The 17,291-nt window shown below is 40.9% G+C and carries 21 protein-coding genes; 19 read left to right on the top strand and 2 right to left on the bottom strand.

The window, feature by feature from the left end; all coding sequences use genetic code 11:
* The 4 genes from JEU79_RS25320 to JEU79_RS25305 all read left to right on the top strand — a co-directional run.
* On the top strand, positions 1–397 hold a 397-nt coding region (locus JEU79_RS25320), incomplete at its 5' end, for a hypothetical protein (RefSeq protein WP_198266689.1).
* A gap of 134 nt (positions 398–531) precedes the next feature.
* The gene (locus tag JEU79_RS25315; RefSeq protein WP_198266688.1) at positions 532–774 is read left to right on the top strand and encodes an antirestriction protein ArdR; all 243 of its coding nucleotides are present in this window, start codon (positions 532–534) and stop codon (positions 772–774) included.
* Complete coding sequence (locus tag JEU79_RS25310; protein ID WP_214660680.1) at positions 767–1,060, top strand: hypothetical protein; 294 nt, start codon at positions 767–769, stop codon at positions 1,058–1,060. The genes JEU79_RS25315 and JEU79_RS25310 overlap by 8 nt, the downstream gene beginning before the upstream one ends.
* Positions 1,061–1,075: 15 nt before the next feature.
* Complete coding sequence (locus JEU79_RS25305) at positions 1,076–1,504, top strand: thermonuclease family protein (protein ID WP_198266686.1); 429 nt, start codon at positions 1,076–1,078, stop codon at positions 1,502–1,504.
* A 126-nt stretch (positions 1,505–1,630) separates the two neighbouring features.
* On the opposite strand, the gene istB is transcribed toward JEU79_RS25305, so the two are convergent.
* Positions 1,631–2,371: an IS21-like element helper ATPase IstB gene (istB, locus tag JEU79_RS25300; protein WP_198243559.1), complete on the bottom strand. Its 741-nt coding sequence runs from the start codon at positions 2,369–2,371 to the stop codon at positions 1,631–1,633.
* Positions 2,358–3,857, bottom strand: a complete 1,500-nt coding sequence (gene istA, locus JEU79_RS25295) for an IS21 family transposase (protein WP_198266685.1) — start codon at positions 3,855–3,857, stop codon at positions 2,358–2,360. Before istA ends, istB begins: the two co-directional genes overlap by 14 nt.
* A gap of 159 nt (positions 3,858–4,016) precedes the next feature.
* On the opposite strand from istA, the gene JEU79_RS25290 reads away from it, so the two are divergent.
* The 15 genes from JEU79_RS25290 to JEU79_RS25220 all read left to right on the top strand — a co-directional run bounded on the left by JEU79_RS25290 (position 4,017) and on the right by JEU79_RS25220 (position 17,290).
* Positions 4,017–4,208 carry a hypothetical protein gene (locus JEU79_RS25290; protein WP_214660679.1) on the top strand — a complete coding sequence of 64 codons (192 nt, stop codon included), beginning with the start codon at positions 4,017–4,019 and terminating at the stop codon, positions 4,206–4,208.
* A gap of 182 nt (positions 4,209–4,390) precedes the next feature.
* A complete protein-coding gene (locus JEU79_RS25285; RefSeq protein ID WP_246540720.1) occupies positions 4,391–4,966 on the top strand; it encodes a tyrosine-type recombinase/integrase in 576 nt (191 codons plus the stop codon).
* 80 nt (positions 4,967–5,046) lie between these two features.
* Positions 5,047–5,241 carry a hypothetical protein gene (locus tag JEU79_RS25280; RefSeq protein ID WP_198266682.1) on the top strand — a complete coding sequence of 65 codons (195 nt, stop codon included), beginning with the start codon at positions 5,047–5,049 and terminating at the stop codon, positions 5,239–5,241.
* A 216-nt stretch (positions 5,242–5,457) separates the two neighbouring features.
* Complete coding sequence (locus JEU79_RS25275; protein ID WP_198266681.1) at positions 5,458–6,081, top strand: cell wall hydrolase; 624 nt, start codon at positions 5,458–5,460, stop codon at positions 6,079–6,081.
* Between the two features lie 384 nt (positions 6,082–6,465).
* Positions 6,466–6,771: a TrbC/VirB2 family protein gene (locus tag JEU79_RS25270; RefSeq protein WP_198266680.1), complete on the top strand. Its 306-nt coding sequence runs from the start codon at positions 6,466–6,468 to the stop codon at positions 6,769–6,771.
* Between the two features lie 13 nt (positions 6,772–6,784).
* Positions 6,785–7,081: a VirB3 family type IV secretion system protein gene (locus tag JEU79_RS25265; protein ID WP_198266679.1), complete on the top strand. Its 297-nt coding sequence runs from the start codon at positions 6,785–6,787 to the stop codon at positions 7,079–7,081.
* On the top strand, positions 7,081–9,516 hold the full coding sequence (locus tag JEU79_RS25260; RefSeq protein ID WP_198266678.1) for a VirB4 family type IV secretion/conjugal transfer ATPase: 2,436 nt from the start codon (positions 7,081–7,083) through the stop codon (positions 9,514–9,516). The genes JEU79_RS25265 and JEU79_RS25260 overlap by 1 nt, the downstream gene beginning before the upstream one ends.
* Entirely contained in the window at positions 9,513–10,163 is a 651-nt protein-coding gene (locus JEU79_RS25255) for a type IV secretion system protein (protein WP_198266677.1), read from the top strand. The genes JEU79_RS25260 and JEU79_RS25255 overlap by 4 nt, the downstream gene beginning before the upstream one ends.
* Positions 10,164–10,167: 4 nt before the next feature.
* A complete protein-coding gene (locus JEU79_RS25250; protein WP_198266676.1) occupies positions 10,168–10,377 on the top strand; it encodes an EexN family lipoprotein in 210 nt (69 codons plus the stop codon).
* Between the two features lie 6 nt (positions 10,378–10,383).
* The gene (locus JEU79_RS25245) at positions 10,384–11,409 is read left to right on the top strand and encodes a TrbL/VirB6 family protein (protein ID WP_198266675.1); all 1,026 of its coding nucleotides are present in this window, start codon (positions 10,384–10,386) and stop codon (positions 11,407–11,409) included.
* Between the two features lie 238 nt (positions 11,410–11,647).
* Positions 11,648–12,379 (top strand): VirB8 family type IV secretion system protein, encoded by a 732-nt coding sequence (locus tag JEU79_RS25240; protein ID WP_198266674.1) that lies wholly within the window; start codon positions 11,648–11,650, stop codon positions 12,377–12,379.
* Entirely contained in the window at positions 12,376–13,227 is an 852-nt protein-coding gene (virB9, locus tag JEU79_RS25235) for a P-type conjugative transfer protein VirB9 (protein ID WP_198266673.1), read from the top strand. Before JEU79_RS25240 ends, virB9 begins: the two co-directional genes overlap by 4 nt.
* Positions 13,224–14,381, top strand: coding sequence for a type IV secretion system protein VirB10 (gene virB10, locus JEU79_RS25230; protein WP_198266672.1), 1,158 nt, complete (start codon positions 13,224–13,226; stop codon positions 14,379–14,381). Before virB9 ends, virB10 begins: the two co-directional genes overlap by 4 nt.
* Positions 14,359–15,396 carry a P-type DNA transfer ATPase VirB11 gene (gene virB11, locus JEU79_RS25225; protein ID WP_198266671.1) on the top strand — a complete coding sequence of 346 codons (1,038 nt, stop codon included), beginning with the start codon at positions 14,359–14,361 and terminating at the stop codon, positions 15,394–15,396. Before virB10 ends, virB11 begins: the two co-directional genes overlap by 23 nt.
* Entirely contained in the window at positions 15,389–17,290 is a 1,902-nt protein-coding gene (locus tag JEU79_RS25220; RefSeq protein ID WP_198266670.1) for a type IV secretory system conjugative DNA transfer family protein, read from the top strand. The genes virB11 and JEU79_RS25220 overlap by 8 nt, the downstream gene beginning before the upstream one ends.
* Position 17,291 lies beyond the last annotated feature (1 nt).

Here is a 17,291-nt window from a genome sequence, read left to right as displayed (position 1 = left end):
CAATCCTGAGACTAGAGAACCTAACAGGATTCAAAGAAAATATATCGAAACGGTTATTGAAACGTGTGCCAAACGGGTTGAAATTACCAACAAAGGCGAACTTAGGGAATGGATAGTATCTGACATTATCAATCAACAACAAAATACCGATACAGAATTTAACTGGAAAAAGGCTCTAAATGAAATCAGCAAACAAATTCGGTTTGGACAATATACAGAGCCGTATTGTCACAAGTATTTAGCTGATTCATCAGCTAAGTTTGATGAAGATATATATCAAAAAATCAAGACCCTAGAATCAAGAGGCTATTATAAAAAAATAAAGGAAATGTTCACTGAGGAACAAATAATTGCTAATCGGTTTGGGTTTATACTTGATGACCCTAATACTATTTAAACACTATATGTTGTGATTTGGCCAGCTCCCACATACACAATATATTGGGGTTTTAAAGTTTGACACTATAACGGTAAAGTGTTAAAATAAAACCTGATTTTTTAAACACCCGGAGGCTGAAAGGAGAAGTCACAATGAATCAGAGTGAAAAAATCAAACTTGCTCAACAATGGCGTTCCCAGCAATCAAGTGAACGCTCTGAATTTGGAATTGTTCTAATTTGGAACAATGTTGTATATGGATGGAAAAATGAGCTAAGGGATGCTGGCCACGAACGACCAGGCGTGATCGCGATAGATGCGGCTGGCCATATTTTTGAAGCAAAGGGGGGGGATGATGTGAGTGGAGCGAAATGCTGGGTGGCTATTGATGGATAAGCAATACAATTCAAGTCGGCTATTACAAAACCTTATAGAAAATGGACTTTCCTTTTCTGTTAAAGGAAAAAACCAAATTGAAAAAGAAGAAAATATTTTTAGAGCAGTAGCATATAGCAAAGGTAAAAATTTCTTTAAGGCTAGTCCATTAGCACCAATACTAAAAAAAATAAAACTACATGGTATTGTCAAAGCTGGTACTGGAATTGAAGATAAAGAAATCCAATCAATACTGGATGAAGCAATGGAGATTTGCGACATTCTTGATGTTAATGATTCCCTTTAACAAGGAAAACTTACCATGTTTCTTGAAATGATTTTGGTTATAGCGATTACAGATGGTGACACAATAAAAGTCCTTGATAAAAACAATCATCAAATAAAAGTCAGGCTGGCATCTATCGACGCTCCAGAACGTAAACAGCCGTTCGGAAAGAAGTCTAAGCAAATGTTAGCTAATATGATCTGGAATAAACGAGTGAACCTTGATTGTCCCAAAAAAGACCGTTACCAACGATTGATTTGTACAATAATATTTTATGGTGTCGATATTAACAGAGAGATGGTGGCCACCGGCGGGGCATGGGTTTACAGAAAATACTATAAAGGCACAGATTATTTGAAGGTTGAGCGATATGCAAAAAACCATCACTTAGGGTTATGGAACACCAGTGAATATCAAGCTATTCCACCTTGGGAGTGGCGAGGGATGGATAAACGGAAAAAATAATGATTAAAAATTTTAAATTTATTTTTTTGCTTCCACTTCTGAAAAAAAGTGGTATTCCGGTTGTCAATGGCCAAAATAATTGACCCCCTTTCGGACAATAATTTTGACCCCCTTGGATCAAAAAAATTATGTGTTGGTTTTCTGTTTTAAACGATAGCTTTCCCCTCCTAACATGAATATTTTTGAATGATGAATCAGCCGGTCAATAATGGGTACAGCCACATTTTCATCCACGAAGAACTCACCCCAGGCAGTGAAATCCTTATTGGTGGTCAGGATGATTGAGCGGTATTCGTAGAGGGCATTGATCAGCTGGAACAGGTTGTAGTTACCCTGTTTGTTCATGGGCAGGTAGCCCAGTTCATCAATAATGAGCAGATCAAATTTACAAAGGCTGCTGATTTTCTTTTTCAGCTCGCCTTTAAGTTCGGCCACTTCCAGGGTTTCGACCAGTGATAAGGCATTGACAAACAAGACCTTGTAGCCGGCATCAATGGCTTTGAGGCTAATACCGATAGACAGGTGGGTTTTACCGACACCCGGCGGCCCGATAAAGATCAGGTTGTGGCGATTGTCGATAAAGTCAAAGTCCAGCAGTTGATTGACCTGGCGTTTGGTGATGGTGGTCTGATGCCGGTAATCAAAGCTTTCCAGGTGTTTTTCGATCGGGAAGCCGGCCTTTCTTCGATTGGCACTCAGGCGCTTGTCATTGCGGGTTTTGACTTCATGCCCTAACAGTAGGTCGGTATACTGGAGATAGGACAGTTCATTGGTTTCGGCCTGTTGCAGCAGTTCCGGCAAGGCGGTGGTCAGGCTACTGAGCTTTAAATGCTGACACTGCCGGTTAACCTGTTCAATGAGACACATGGCTGACCTCCTGGGTGATCAGGGCACGGTAGGCATCCAGTTGACCTTCTGGGGCATGAACTGGCACCGCATCGGCCGGGGTCAGGCGTTCCGGATGCGCCTGATAGGCGTCCAGGAAGTCTCGAACCTGGGTGGCGCTGAGCCTGGGTCTTTGGCAGAGTTTGTCCAGCAGTGCCGCTGTCACCGGTTGATGTTTTTTGATTTCCTGAATGACGCCGGCCAGTTGGTCTTTATAGATTTTGGGTTCGCTTTGCTTGAGAAGCGCGGCCAAGGTATCGGCCTGAGCTTGCCCGACAAGCGCCCGCAGTGCTTGCTCTAACTGTTCAATCCGCTGCGCTGGGTCGCGGTAATGATGGTTGTTTTTGCTGATGTTGCCGTGGCCTGTGGTCAAAGGATGCCGGGCGATTTCTTTGTCCTTTTCCAGGTCCATGATAATCAGGTATTCCCCCTCAACACGGATGCCCACGGTGGCTTGCTGATAGGCCATGGGGACGGAGTATTTGTTGGACTGATAGGAAATCAGCCCGGTCTTGTCCACCTTGCGGGTCATCAATGCCTCATCGGCCTGCACCATTGCCGGAGACAGATAGGGTTTCATCTGTGCACGTTCGTGCTGATCATAATACACTTGTGGCACGTTGCCGGTCGTCGCATGCACCCGCTGATTGGCTGTGTTGTCCAGCCAGTCGGCCAGATAGGATTCAAGCTCTGCCCAGTCTGCAAATACCTCGCCGTACAGGGCATTGTTTTTGACATATTTCACGCCCGCCTCGACCTTACCTTTGCTTTCCGGGTCATAGCCTTCACAAGCGTGTATTCTGAACCCCGCGTGCGTGGCATATTCATTAAAGCGCGCATTCACCGTCAATTCCCGGTACAGCTCTTCAATCACCACTAACTTGGTCTGATCATAGACACATTCGGCTGTTACACCGCCGAAATAACGAAACGCCGCATCATGCATCTGGATAAAGCGCTCCGTATCAATCGGTTTGTCCGACACACTGACATGCATCAACCGGGAAAAGGACAACACAAACACCACAAAGTAAACCGTGGTTTCCACGCCATTAATCAACACGCCCCGAAGCTCCCCAGGGTCCACCTGACACTGCTCCCCCGGCACCATGTCCAGCACGGGCTGATAATACCGTTTTGATTTGCAGGCAACCGTTTCCCGGAGCGTATTGACATAACGACGGATTGAACGGGACGAAACCTCCAGTTCTGGATACTTTTCTTTCAATTTACGTTGTACCTTGACGGCACTCAGCTGGGGAAAGGTTTTCAGCAGATGGATAATGTAGTCCCGGTAATCATCCAGCTGTTTGTGCCGTGGCCGATTGGACAGATAAGCACTCATCGCCACTTCATCCATCGCCAGATACTTGCGCACCGTGTTGACTGAAATACCCAGTTGCCGAGCTATGGCCTTTTTACCCAAGCCGTTGCCATCATCATATAACGATTTTATTTTATGAATCATACACCACTCCTTCAAAGCCTTCTCCTTTTCTAAAGCTCAAGAAAAGATGAAAGCATACGGGACAATTGCCCCTTAGGTTAAAAAAGGGGTCATTTTTGTTGTCCGCTAGTGGGTCAGTTTAGATGGCCATTAACACCGGTTAAGAAGGATCATATTTTGGTGGCAGTTGATAACGAAACTAATCAAGTTTTCGCTTGGATACGAACTGATCCATGTTTTTTTGATTGCAGAGAAAGTGTTATTGACGCTTTGAATGAAATTGCATCGTGGAATGAAAAAAATGCTGACATTTATTTCATTCATAACAGAATCGCAAAAAAACTTGCCGAAAACAAACTCCTGATTGCTTAAACAGAATACCTCATAGTGTTTCATGTTGACTGACCTCCCAGCCTGCCTGCCCCTGTTTTTTTAATGAAACAGGTTTTTTTTATGGTAAATTGAAACAAAACTTTTAGACTTGTTTCATTAAGATTATGACCACTTTTATTCCTGAAATGCGGCTCCATGACAATCGAGGTCAACGACTTTATTTGACCCAAGATGAAAGGGATCGCTTTTTAAAGGCCGCATCCGAAGAATGCCGGGAAAACCGGGTTTTTTGCCATGTACTGCACTTTACTGGATGCAGAATATCAGAGGCGTTGGAACTAACGACAAGCAGGATTCTGTTACCGGATCAGGAAATCATCTTTAGAACCTTAAAAAAAAGAAAGGTTGACCAAAATGGAAACCCTAGAAAAGAACAATACCGACATATCCCGGTTCCAGCCAAATTGATTGATGAACTGGATTTGGTTTTTGATCTAAGAAGAATCCAAAAACAAAAAAGATACGGCGATGAATTACTATGGAATATGAGTCGGGCAACAGCTTGGCGACTTATTAAAAAAGTCATGGAAAAAGCCGAAATCACCGGGCCACAGGCCACCCCTAAAGGCTTTCGACATGGCTTTGGAATTGCAATGGCACAAACAGGAATGCCACTAACAATACTGAAAGATTTACTAGGCCATGCTTCAACCAGCACCACCGAAATTTATTTACAATTTGCGGGAAAAGAAAAACGGGAAATGGTTATGAAAGGATGGGAAAAAATTAACACCTAAGCGTAAAAGTGTTAAAATAAATCCAATTTTAAAACACACCCGGAGATCATAACCATGAAAATTATGGAAAATGGCGGCAAATGGGAAGATTTATCAAAAATCCAATGACAGAAAAAATAACAGCCGGGGCAACTTTAGCCTCGATGAGAAAAAAAGAGCTAAAAAAATGTGTTGTTTGTAGAGAAGAATTTTTGGGCCTGAAAAGGGCAAAATTCTGTTCAAATAAATGCAAACAAAAAGATAAATATCAAAGAAGCAAATTAAAAGAAAAATAGAGCAAAGGGGCTTTGCCCCTCTGCTTCGCATTCACCCCAAGGTATTTAAGCAAGGATGATTACATTGTCAATGGCCGCATTGATCGCTTTTGTTTGTCCTTTTGGTCATTGATTCAAATATGATCCGCATACTCTAATTAGACACCTCATCAAAAAATCAATATGATATATATTGATTTTCCATCATATTCACATGAATTTTAAAAAGGGTTAAATATGGAATTATTTGCCGCGTTAGCCATGTGCTATGCGCTTTCTAATACGCAAGAATTTTTCGACAACAACTGCCACGAAACCTTTTCAACATACCAAACACAACTGACGAATATTGAAATTTCTGACGAACAAATGGATGCAATTAGCAAAATAACCTATGCAGAAGCAGGCAATCAAGGAAGCGTTGGAATCACGGCGGTCACGTTTGTTATCCTTAATCGCCTAATTAGTAAAAATTTTGGCGATTCAATAGAGCAAATAATCAATGCCAAAAATCAGTTTGAACCAGCAACAAAATCAAAAGGCTGGAAGAACTTGCCAGAACCATCAAGTTCGCATAAAAAAGAAATCAAAACAATCTTGCAACTCATTCAAAGCGGTGACTTGCAAGACCCGACAAAAGGTAGTTTGTATTTTCAAAATCCGTTGGTTGTTGCGAGTAGAGAACAGCAAGGCAAAGTCAGCCCCGGATTGACACGATTCGGAAACAGCAAACCCTCTAAAGTCATTAAGGATCATGAATTTTATCATTCTATCAATAATGATAAGGCAAAAACCGCTGTGATTCCGTCATGGGATATATACCGGAAAGCTCAGGAAAAACAAGGTTGGATGATTTTTTAAAAAACGCTTTACAGATGGAATGAAAAATAATAAGATTAAATCAAAATATGTAATAATGATATTTGGATCTGCTTTTTGTAGTCTATATCGTACAATACCTCATCAGATAAAAACTGTGAGGTAGTATGAAAAGACCAATTTCTGAGAAGGAGTTAGTTTATTTTTCACAAACACAAATAATTGACTGTTTACAGATTAAGCAACTGACAAACGGCCATTATTCTATTTATGTTCAACTAAAGGATTCTGAGACAGAATATTATGTGCAAACTCAGCGCGGTGAAATACGAACTTGGGTAAGTCTTGATAGGCTTATCAAGCACCTTAGAACACATTGCAACTACATTAAAGTCATTAAAATCCTTCTTAAAAAGGAAATACATTATGAAAAAAAGAGAAAACCAAGGTCGTAAATTAGCACTATTAGCAGTAGTTATGGCCGGAACCTTATTGCCAGAGCTTGCCTTTGCTGGTACAGGCGGAAACCCGATCCTGAACGGTGTCAACTGGTTAATGAATCTATTAAATTCCACACTGGCCACCAGTGTCGCTATTTTAGCGATTACGGTATTGGGCTATATGGCATTTGCTGGCCGCCTTGCAGCAGATATTGTTCTCAGGTTTATTATCGGAATTGTGCTGGTATTCGGCGGAGCGCGAATCGTTGCGCTAATCACTGGTAGCATCTAACAAGGAACAAGATATGAGTGATCCATTATTTGCGGGTTTGACCAGACCAACTCTAATTATGGGAATACCGGCTGATGCGTTCAAGGTAATGGTGATGGTGTCATCGATAATCTTTGTAGGGGTTAAAAGTTTATGGTCACTGATGGCATTTCCAGTGGCCTATATCGTTGTTTATTTAATCACTTATAAAGATCCGAACAGGTTTAGACTGCTTTATATGGCCACTTTGACAAGATGGCGGTCAACATTTGTTAGAACGCGATTTATGGCTTCATCAGCCGCAATTTTCAAACCGACGAGAAAAAAATAATGAGTGCCGTTATTGAAGGAATAGACAAAGATGCGCTTAGGCCGGAAAACCCGGCATCTGAGTTTATTCCATATCGCGCGCAAATTGATGATTACACTATCAAATGCCAGTCCGGGGATTTTGTCAGGATTATCAAGTTGGAAGGGGTTGCCCATGAAGCGGCCAGCATTGATGATATAGAAAACTGGAAAGAACAGCTTAACAGTTTGCTGAAAAACATCGCCAGCCCGAACCTGTGTCTTTGGACAAATACCGTCAGGCGTGAGATCAAGCAGTATCCGAAAGGATTGTTTAATCATCCATTTGATAGAAAACTGAACGACAAATACAGGGGATCAATTCAGAAAACAAAAACATTTGTGAATGAGTTGTATCTCTCTATTGTCTTTCGCCCTGAAAATAGCCGGGTTGTTGGGCTGTTTTCAAAATTTGAAACAAATATTGAAAACCTGAAAGAACAGCAAAAAGAACATTTACAGGACTTCGATGATATAACCAGCTATGTTCAAAGCGCGTTAGCTGTTTACAGACCAAGAATGCTGGAAATTTATGAACGCAACAATAGGCTGTGTTCTGAACCACTCGAATTTCTTGATTACCTGATAAATGGTTACTGGACACCTCGATATTTGCAAAGAAAGCCCGTCAATGAAGTTTTAGCACGATCACGGGTTTTCTTTGGTATGGAAGCCTTTGAAATCCGTTCCGTTGCAGATCGTAAATTTGGGGCAACATTAGGCATTCTGGAATACCCGGAAGAAACAGATGCCGGATTGATAAATTCATTATTATCGGCACCGTTTCAGTTTGTGCTTACTCAATCATTCGGGTTTATTTCTCGCCCGGTTGCTGTCAAGACATTACAAAGACAGCAACGCACAATGATCCAAGACGGAGACTTGGCTGAATCTCAAATTGCGGCTATCAGTGATGCTTTAGATGATGTGGTGTCCGGTAGGATTGTTTTTGGACACCACCACCTGAACCTTTCTGTTTATGCAGACACGACAGAGCAATTACGAAAAAACTTGTCGGCGGCACAGGCGGAATTAGCTGATAGCGGGTTGGTTGTTGCAAGAGAGGATTTATCGTTATCGGCGGCTTTCTGGTCACAACTGCCGGGGAATACACAATATCGACCAAGACCGGCGTTAATCAGTTCGCGTAATTTTGCAGGGTTTTCATCGTTTCATAATTACCCGATTGGCGAAATTGACGGGAATCAATGGGGGCCAGCAGTAACCTCGTTTAAAACATCATCCGGCGCTCCTTACTTTTTTAACTTCCATGAACCTTTGGACAGTTATAAGCGAGCAATCAAGCGGGAAGGTATCGAGGATGAAGAACAGGAAAACAAAAGCGGTCAAAAAGCTTTGGGTAATACGTTGATTATCGGCCCATCGGGGACTGGTAAAACAGTTGTACAGGGCTTTTTAATGTCACAAAGTCAAAAGTTTGACCCGACACAAGTTGTTTTTGACAAGGATCGGGGACTGGAAATTTTTATCAGGGCTAAAGGAGGCGTTTACTTGCCATTGCTGACCGGCAAAAAAACCGGATTTAACCCTTTTCAGATCGATCCAACGGCGGACAATTTAAACTTCTTGGTGAGCTTGGTTAAAAAATTGTGCGGTGGAACATTATCAACCAAAGAAGAAAGAGAAATAGAAAATGCGGTCAATGGCGTAATGAAGCTATCAAAGGAATCCAGACGATTAAGAGCAATTCTGGAATTTCTTGACCCTGTATCAGAAACAAGTCCGTATGAACGCCTCCAGAAATGGTGTTATGAAGGCACTCTGGCATGGGTGTTTGATAATGAAATAGATGAATTATCGTTTTCCGGCAATAAAAATTTTGGTTTCGATGTAACGGATTTTATCGATAATGACGAGATCAGAACCCCGGTCATCATGTACCTGTTTCATCGTGTTAATGAACTGGTCAATGGCGAACCATTACAAATTTTCTTGGATGAGTTTTGGAAACTATTGCTTGATGAATACTTTGAAGATTTTGCATTGAATAAGCAAAAAGTGATTCGGAAGCAAAACGGTATCATGGTTTACGGCACTCAATCAGCATCCGATGTATTGAAGTCAAAAATAGCACCGGCTTTGATTGAACAGTGTGCCACGTTTATATTCATGCCAAATCCAAAAGCCAGAGAGGAAGATTATATTAACGGTTTTCATTTAACAGAACGTGAATTTGAGTTAATCAAGCGCGAACTGTTGCCTAACTCAAGAAAATTCTTAATTAAGAAAGGTCATGAAAGTGTAGTTGCAGAATTAAATCTGAAAGGGTTTGATGACGAACTGGCAATCATTTCAGGAACAACTGATAATGTTTTGTTGGTTTCTGAAATAATTGAAGAAGTCGGGAGCAATCCAGATAAATGGGTTCCAATCTTTCACGAAAGGAGAAAAAAATGAAAAAGAAAATCAGGTTAATTGCATTCATCCTGTTTGGCTTTGGTTCAACCCAGAGTCAGGCGGGAATACCTGTCATTGATGCGACAAACCTTGCCCAGCAGATTATTCAAGTGGCCAACATGGTTCAACAATTGGCAAGGTTGGCGCAACAGGTTCAAACAGCACAATCACAACTTCAAACAGCCAATAATACATTACAAAGCATGAGTGGATCGCGCGGCATGGGTAGTGTTTTAAATAGCGTTTATGATCCTAATATGGCTGTAAATACAAACAGTATTTTGCAAAACAATGGCTTGCAAACAGCACAAAACCTAGGGATAAATGGTGCGACTGCCGCCCTTTATAATGCGGCAAATAATCTGTCAGCTCAATATTTGGGTCAAACTGGAAAAACACTACAGCAGGCGCAAACCCGGTTTAATGAAATTATGCGACTGGTGAATAAAGTTAATGCTGTTCCAGATCAAAAAGACGTTCTTGATTTACAAGCGCGGATCGGTGCTGAAAACGCGATGCTTCAAAATGAGTTAATAAAAATAGCCGCGCTTAGAGCGCAAAATGAAGCGAATCAAGCAATTTTGGAAAGAAAAGAGCAGCAACTACATTTACAATATTCAGGTGAAGCTGACGATATAAACTGGTGATAAAATGAAGAAAATAATTTTAATATTAGCAATCTCAACATCATTAGCTGGATGTTTTGAAGAAGAAAAAAAAGAAGAAACCCGTACTGTTGACTGGTTCTTAAAACATGAAGATGTATTATTCAAAACTCTAGATCAATGTCAAAATGATCCAGGTGAACTGGAAAAAACTCCAAATTGCAAAAACGCTACTCGTGCTTACCATATAAGATAACAAAAAATGGCCTTAACCTTTTTTCAAGATACGTTTACTAATGTTGATGAGGCACTAGCCAATTATATTGTTAATGCTAGTGATAATTTGATTACTACTTTAACCCCCATCTTCACTAGCATGATGATTATTTGGATAACAATTTGGGGCTACATGGCCATGATGGGTAGAATTGAAGGACTATTGCAGGATAGTTTCTTTAAAATTCTGAAAGTAGCATTTATTATTACACTGGGACTAAAAACAGCACAATACAATGAAATTATTGTGCCATTCTTACAAGGAATGCCAGAACAAATAGCATCAACCATTTCTGGAAACCCTACAAGTAATATATATGGATTATTAGACAATATAATGAATTCTATCTATTCCGCAGGTAAATCATCGTGGGATAGAGGAGGCATGACAAAATTTAGTCCGCTAATAATTGCGTTAATAATCTGGGGTTTTGGTGGTTTCATGGTCGTTCTATTGGGTGCTTTATTGATGTTATCTAAAGTAGCGATAACACTTCTTTTAGCTATTGGGCCAATCTTTATCATTGCTACTTTATTTCAATCTACGCAACGCTTTTTCGATTCATGGATTGGTGTTTTAATGAATCAAAGTTTCACCTTAATTCTTGTCGCTGGAATCGGCTCTATATTTACGACGATAGGAAATAACTATATATCCAGCAGATTAAATCCTTCAACAGCAGATGCTTTTGGAGTGTTCATTATTTACTCGATGTTAATTTATTTTATTCAACAAATACCAAGTCTAGCCGCTTCATTAGGGGCCGGGTTTGGCCTATCCATTTCGGGAATGATGAGTCGATTCACAAGCAATGTTAGAACTGGCAAAAAATTATTTAGTAGCGGTGCACGAGCAGTTGGCAAAGGTTTAAACCATATTGATAGAACACCGGCTCATATTGAAAACTTAAAAAACAAAATTCCAGCGGCGGAAAACAGATTCAGAGATAGTAATAGATTGAGTGCGGCTGCTTATCGAAAATTTAGGCCAAACAGAATATCTGGGAATTGAATGAGAAGGCTGGTTAATATCCGGCCTATAAACCTGCTTGATGCAGGTTTTTTTTGTCTATAAATATCAAAATACTATATAATGATAATTTTACAGGAGTGAAATATGGTTTTTTTAAAACCTTTTTTAGTAACCCTTTTACTGGTTTCAATGGTTGGGTGCGCAACCCCTAAACCCGTTCATTGCACTGACATTGACGATCAATTAAGACCTGTAAATAAAGGAATGGTGGAACTTCATGAGCAACGATAAACAGGACAAATCAAAGGAAATCAAAAAATCATATTTTGATGAGGTGGCCGAATGGGATACCTCCATCACACAAAATTTAAGGAAGTCTGAAAAACGGGCTTGGTGGGTAGCTATTGGCGCATCAACTATAGCGGTTTTAGCGGTTGTTGCTGTTGCTTTTCTCGCCCCTTTAAAATCGATTGAACCATTTGTTGTCAGGGTTGATAACAATACGGGCTATATTGATGTTATCTCAACGATAGCTGAAACAGATGGACAGATTAAAGAAGAAGCACAGGAATTACTCGATAAATATTTCTTGGCCAAATATGTCCGGCATCGTGAAGGCTATCATTGGAATACAAGAGATTATGATAGAAATGTAACAGCCTTACTTTCATCGCCAGAAGTTCAGTTTGCATACGATGAATACAGCGATCCAGCCAAAAATCCTAATGCACCGGTAACAGTGTACGGTGAACTGGCGGAAGTCATCATTGGAACCCCACAAATCAGCTTCATCCGAACCGAAAAGGTAAAGGATGAAAAGCAAATAACCGCATTAGTCAGATATACAAAACAGGTCAAAAAGAAAGGTGAATTTAGCCCGTTGACTCACTGGGCGGCGACAATCACATACGTCTATCGCTCAACACCTATGCAGGTTAAAGACAGAACAATTAACCCGCTTGGGTTTCAAGTTATTTCATACAGGAACGATCAGGAAGCACCCCAATGAAAAAAAACATAATTTTACTGTTAGGGCTTCTTTTCTCTTTTGACGCTCTAGCAATTGAAATTCCGCATCATGGCCAGCATGACGACCGGATCAGATTTATTGATTACAAAGATGATGAAGTGGTTAAGTTAGTGAGTCATTATGGCTATTCAACACACGTTGAATTTGATCCTAGTGAAGAAATTAAACAAATTGCGTTAGGCGACAAAAAAGCGTGGGACATTGCACCAACCGGTAATCACCTTTTTATCAAGGCCATTGGCAACAAAGCTTTGACAAATATGACGGTACTGACAAATCGCAGAACATACAATTTTGTTTTATATGCTCACAAATCCAGACATGGGGCAAATTCAAATGACATGATGTTTCAGATTAAATTCAAATACCCGGAAGATGAATTGAAGCGTCAAATCAGACTGGCGAAAGCAGAAAAACTCAAAAAAGAATTGGAAAAAGACGACAAGGAGGATTTATTCATTAACTGGGACTACTGGGCAAAAGGTAGCCGGTCGATTACGCCTGATAAAATCTATGATGATGGTCGTTTTACCTATTTTACTTTTTTGCCTAGTCAGGAAATGCCCGCTATTTATGTTGTAGATAAAGAACCTGACGACCCCGATGATCCTGATGATGTGGAACTGGAAAGCCTGGTAAACAGCCACATTGACCCTAAAGACAAATACACCATTGTCGTTCATAAAATCGATAGTCATTTTGTTTTAAGGAAAGGAAAGCACGTTACCTGCATCATAAACAAAGGATTTAAAAGAAAACGGGAAGTAGCCACTGGAAAAGGCACAACAATCAAAAATGTTAAACGAGTTATCAAGGGGCAACGATGAATCAAGATAATGATTTACTAAATTCAGACGTTGAAAGGGGTATGCCTGCTGTTACAAAGTCAGGCGGTAAAGGAATCATGAATATCATTGTTCCTACCCTTTTGGGGCTGTTTGCAATAATCGCGCTAATCTTTGTAAATGGCGGTTTTGATGACAAAGAAAAACCGAAAAGTGATTATGCAACACCCAATAAAGATGTTAGAAATTTAATTGGTTCGGCACCGCCTCCGCCGCCTCCGCCACCCAAGCCGCCTAAACAGGCACCACCGCCGCCGATGATTACAACACGGGTTGCACCGCCACCACCACCGCGAATGGTAAACAATGGAAAAAGAGAACTTACGCCAGATGAAAGGAAAAGGCTTGGCGGCCTATTTGTCCTTGCTACCAATACTGGCAACATAAATGGAAATAGTAACGGTAACGCAAATAGTCAACAATCATACGATATAAAATCAGCATACGAACAAGCCAGAATGTTATCCGGCCAATCACCGGAACTCGAAGATAGCGACCAAGCGGACGGTATGGAAGCCGCGCTAACAGCAACTAGGCTGGAAGGGGCTAGAGCCAGTTTATTGGTCGATAGAAATATGTTCATCACTAAAGGCGCATTTCTCGATTGCGCCTTAGAAACAGCTATTAGCTCTGATCTGGCAGGCATGACAAGTTGCCGACTGACAAGAGATGTTTATAGTACCAGCGGCAAAGTGCTATTGCTTGAAAAAGGCTCAAAAGTTGTCGGTGAATATAAGTCTGGCATTAAACGTGGCATTGCCAGAATTTTCGTCCTATGGTCGCGCATCGAGACACCCACCGGCGTAATTATCAATATTGATTCTCCGGGAACCGGGCCATTAGGTCGATCTGGCCATGACGGATACATCGATTACCACTTTTGGGAGCGGTTCGGCAGTGCCATTATGCTGACAATGCTGGATATTGCCGGGGATTACATTCGCAACCAAGCGGCCAGCAATGGAAATGTTAGTGTAGGCGGGGGCGATCAAGTCGAAAATACAGCGACTATAGCCCTTAAAAATTCAATTAACATTCCACCGACCTTGATTAAACACCAAGGCGAACACATCAGTATTTTTGTTGCGAGAGACTTAGACTTTAGAGGCGTATATGCACTCCAAACAACCGATTAAACTTGTTGAAAGGCAACCTGTGTCCTTGGTTGAGAATTTAAAAATTCTCGACCATTTTTTATCGGATAAAGAAAACACGGAAATTGTTATCAATAAACCGCATGAAGTTATAACCGAAAGCCGTAATGGTTGGAAATATCATCATGTTCCTGATCTGAACTTCAATAAGTGCATGGACATTGCAAAGCTGACAGCAACATACACAAAACAAAGCCTTGATGAGCGTCATCCAATCATTGCAGGCACATTGCCACATGGTGAGCGGATTCAGATTGTAATACCGCCTGTGACGTTGCCAAATCATATCAGCATGACCATACGGAAACCCTCGGACGTAACATTTACACTGGATGATTACAGAAAACAGGGTTTCTTCGATCATTGCATCATTGATCGCAGAGGCATTTCTATTGATGATGAGAAACTTTTGGATTTAAGGCGTGAAAAAAACTATGAGGAATTTTTCAGGCTGGCCGTAAAATCAAAAAAAAACATCATCATTTCAGGGGCCACCGGATCAGGCAAAACAACTTTTAGCCGAACATTGATTAACGAAGTACCCAAAGAAGAACGTTTCATCAGTATTGAAAACGTGGACGAACTAAAGCTGTATAAAACCCACCCGAACAGTGTAAGCCTTTTTTATTCGGCAAATAAACAAGGCGTGTCCCCAGCGACACAACAGCAATTACTAGAAAGTAGTTTGCGAATGAAGCCGGATAGAATATTTGTTGCCGAATTGATACGAGGCGACGAAGCGTTTTATTACTTGCGTAATGTCAATAGTGGCCATCCAGGTTCAATTACATCGCTTCACGCATCGAGCGCAGAACTCGCATTCGAGCAACTGGTTCTATTCATTAAAGAATCAGAAGCCGGTAATACATTGAGCCGTGAAGATATTAAGCAACTGCTTTATTTGTGTGTTGATATTATCGTCCAGATTTCTTGTGAAAACGGACGGCGATATATCAAAGAAATTTACTTTGACCCAAAAAGAAAAATAAATGTATAAGGCATTTAAACTATCACTTATTCTGACGTTGGCCGGAGGAATCATTTACAGCTTTCTATGGATAAGCAGTTTTATTTTTCTCTATCTGGCCCATCTTGATACCAACACCACCCAAGCAAGTGTTATTTATGATTACTGGAAATTCTATGGTGACGACAAAAACACCAAAGAACTCATAAGTACGGCATTCTTTGGCGGGTTAATTGCTATCAGTAGCCCTTTTATCTTGATATATTATGCTGTCAGGGACAATCAAAAACTGTTCGGTGAGGCTCGATGGGCGAATGCTAGTGAGATAAGAAAAGCCGGGTTATTTTCCGAAACGGGAATCATTGTTGGCAAGTTCACCAGTTTTTGGGGACTTGTCGAAAAGTATCTTATTTTACCTGAAAGTTTACACGTCCTTTTAGCCGCACCCACACGGAGCGGCAAAGGTATTTCAACGGTTATTCCAAATTGTCTATCATGGCATGATTCGCTAGTTGTTCTGGATATTAAACAGGAAAACTGGAATATCACCGCTGGATTCAGAAAAAAACATGGCCAGCAATGTTATTTATTGAATTTTGCGCCGCGTGACTACAAAACCCATCGCTGGAACCCGTTATTCTATATCAGTAATGATCCGGCATTCAGGATCAATGATATTCAGAAAATTGGCCAAATGCTGTTTCCAACCAACCCACATGAAGCCCCTATCTGGCAAGCGTCATCGAGGTCGTTATGGTTAGGTTTAATTCTCTATCTGATTGAGTCGGGTTTGCCTGTGACAATGGGTGAGGCACTCAGACAATTAACAATGGGCGACGACCGGCTGGCCAAGATAATTGATGAAAAGCAAAAATCAGACAATCCTTTATCTGAACAGTGTTACTTATCATTAAAAGAATACTTGGATACTCCAGAAAAAACACGGGGATCAGTAAGAAAAGGTTTTTTATCTAGTCTGGAGTTATTTTATAACCCGGTCATCGATGCGGCTACTGCCGGTAATGATTTTGACCTTCGGGAACTGCGAAAAAAACGAATGTCGATTTATATTGGCATTTCCCCGGATGATCTGGATAGACTGGCCCCTTTGATAAACCTGTTTTTTCAACAGTTGATCGATCTGAATACCAGAGAACTACCCGAACAAAATAGCACATTAAAATATCAATGCCTGCTTTTGATGGATGAATTTACAGCAATCGGCAAAATACCAATCCTCACAAAAGGCATTGCGTACATTGCAGGTTATGGTTTGCGGCTACTACCCATTATTCAATCCCCGGCGCAAATCAGAGACATTTATGGCCATGACACCGCCGAAACATTTATTGACAATCATGCCCTGAAAATTATCTTTACCCCCCAAAATATTAAAGTGGCTAAAGAAATTTCAGACACACTGGGTACAACAACCACTTATAACCGCTCAAAGGGAAAATCACGTCCTAATGATATTTTTGGTAAAACATCACGCTCCGAAAATCTTAATGAACATGGCCGGGCATTGCTTCTTCCTCAAGAAGTCATGCAATTAGGGGACGACCAAGAGATTATTCTGTTCGAGAATACACCACCGATCAAATGTAAAAAGATCAAATGGTTTAACGATCCTCTTTTCAAAAAACGCGGGAACCACAGAAACCAGCCACCTGTATTTCCAGCACCGGCGATTCCAACTATTGCAACGGATAATCAACGCGGGGATATTGAATATTCCCCACTGGCCAATGAAACCGCAAAAGAAAGGCCGATCACTGCGAAAGACTTGGAAAACATCGACAATCTTGACCTGAGTGATTTTAGTTGTGATTTTTCAAAAATCGAAGTCCCGGAAGGGAAAATTTCAGATGAACAAATGGAAGAACTTGCCGCTTCCTTTTTATCAACATTGACCGATTCGTAAA

It is taken from the genome of sulfur-oxidizing endosymbiont of Gigantopelta aegis (genome assembly GCF_016097415.1).
Classification (GTDB): domain Bacteria; phylum Pseudomonadota; class Gammaproteobacteria; order GRL18; family GRL18; genus GRL18.
Note: the sequence above shows the minus strand (reverse complement) of the source record. Positions and strands in the feature narration are given on the sequence as shown.

Excerpts from the sequence above, each read along its gene's own strand:
- JEU79_RS25250 (WP_198266676.1), top strand. The coding sequence starts at position 10,168 with ATGAAGAAAATAATTTTAATATTAGCAATCTCAACATCATTAGCTGGA.
- JEU79_RS25280 (WP_198266682.1), top strand. The coding sequence starts at position 5,047 with ATGGGAAGATTTATCAAAAATCCAATGACAGAAAAAATAACAGCCGGG.
- JEU79_RS25270 (WP_198266680.1), top strand. The coding sequence starts at position 6,466 with ATGAAAAAAAGAGAAAACCAAGGTCGTAAATTAGCACTATTAGCAGTA.
- JEU79_RS25245 (WP_198266675.1), top strand. The coding sequence starts at position 10,384 with ATGGCCTTAACCTTTTTTCAAGATACGTTTACTAATGTTGATGAGGCA.
- JEU79_RS25255 (WP_198266677.1), top strand. The coding sequence starts at position 9,513 with ATGAAAAAGAAAATCAGGTTAATTGCATTCATCCTGTTTGGCTTTGGT.
- virB10 (WP_198266672.1), top strand. The coding sequence starts at position 13,224 with ATGAATCAAGATAATGATTTACTAAATTCAGACGTTGAAAGGGGTATG.
- JEU79_RS25220 (WP_198266670.1), top strand. The coding sequence starts at position 15,389 with ATGTATAAGGCATTTAAACTATCACTTATTCTGACGTTGGCCGGAGGA.
- istB (WP_198243559.1), bottom strand. The coding sequence starts at position 2,371 with ATGTGTCTCATTGAACAGGTTAACCGGCAGTGTCAGCATTTAAAGCTC.
- JEU79_RS25305 (WP_198266686.1), top strand. The coding sequence starts at position 1,076 with ATGTTTCTTGAAATGATTTTGGTTATAGCGATTACAGATGGTGACACA.
- JEU79_RS25260 (WP_198266678.1), top strand. The coding sequence starts at position 7,081 with ATGAGTGCCGTTATTGAAGGAATAGACAAAGATGCGCTTAGGCCGGAA.
- JEU79_RS25240 (WP_198266674.1), top strand. The coding sequence starts at position 11,648 with ATGAGCAACGATAAACAGGACAAATCAAAGGAAATCAAAAAATCATAT.
- JEU79_RS25315 (WP_198266688.1), top strand. The coding sequence starts at position 532 with ATGAATCAGAGTGAAAAAATCAAACTTGCTCAACAATGGCGTTCCCAG.
- istA (WP_198266685.1), bottom strand. The coding sequence starts at position 3,857 with ATGATTCATAAAATAAAATCGTTATATGATGATGGCAACGGCTTGGGT.
- virB9 (WP_198266673.1), top strand. The coding sequence starts at position 12,376 with ATGAAAAAAAACATAATTTTACTGTTAGGGCTTCTTTTCTCTTTTGAC.
- virB11 (WP_198266671.1), top strand. The coding sequence starts at position 14,359 with ATGCACTCCAAACAACCGATTAAACTTGTTGAAAGGCAACCTGTGTCC.
- JEU79_RS25275 (WP_198266681.1), top strand. The coding sequence starts at position 5,458 with ATGGAATTATTTGCCGCGTTAGCCATGTGCTATGCGCTTTCTAATACG.
- JEU79_RS25310 (WP_214660680.1), top strand. The coding sequence starts at position 767 with ATGGATAAGCAATACAATTCAAGTCGGCTATTACAAAACCTTATAGAA.
- JEU79_RS25265 (WP_198266679.1), top strand. The coding sequence starts at position 6,785 with ATGAGTGATCCATTATTTGCGGGTTTGACCAGACCAACTCTAATTATG.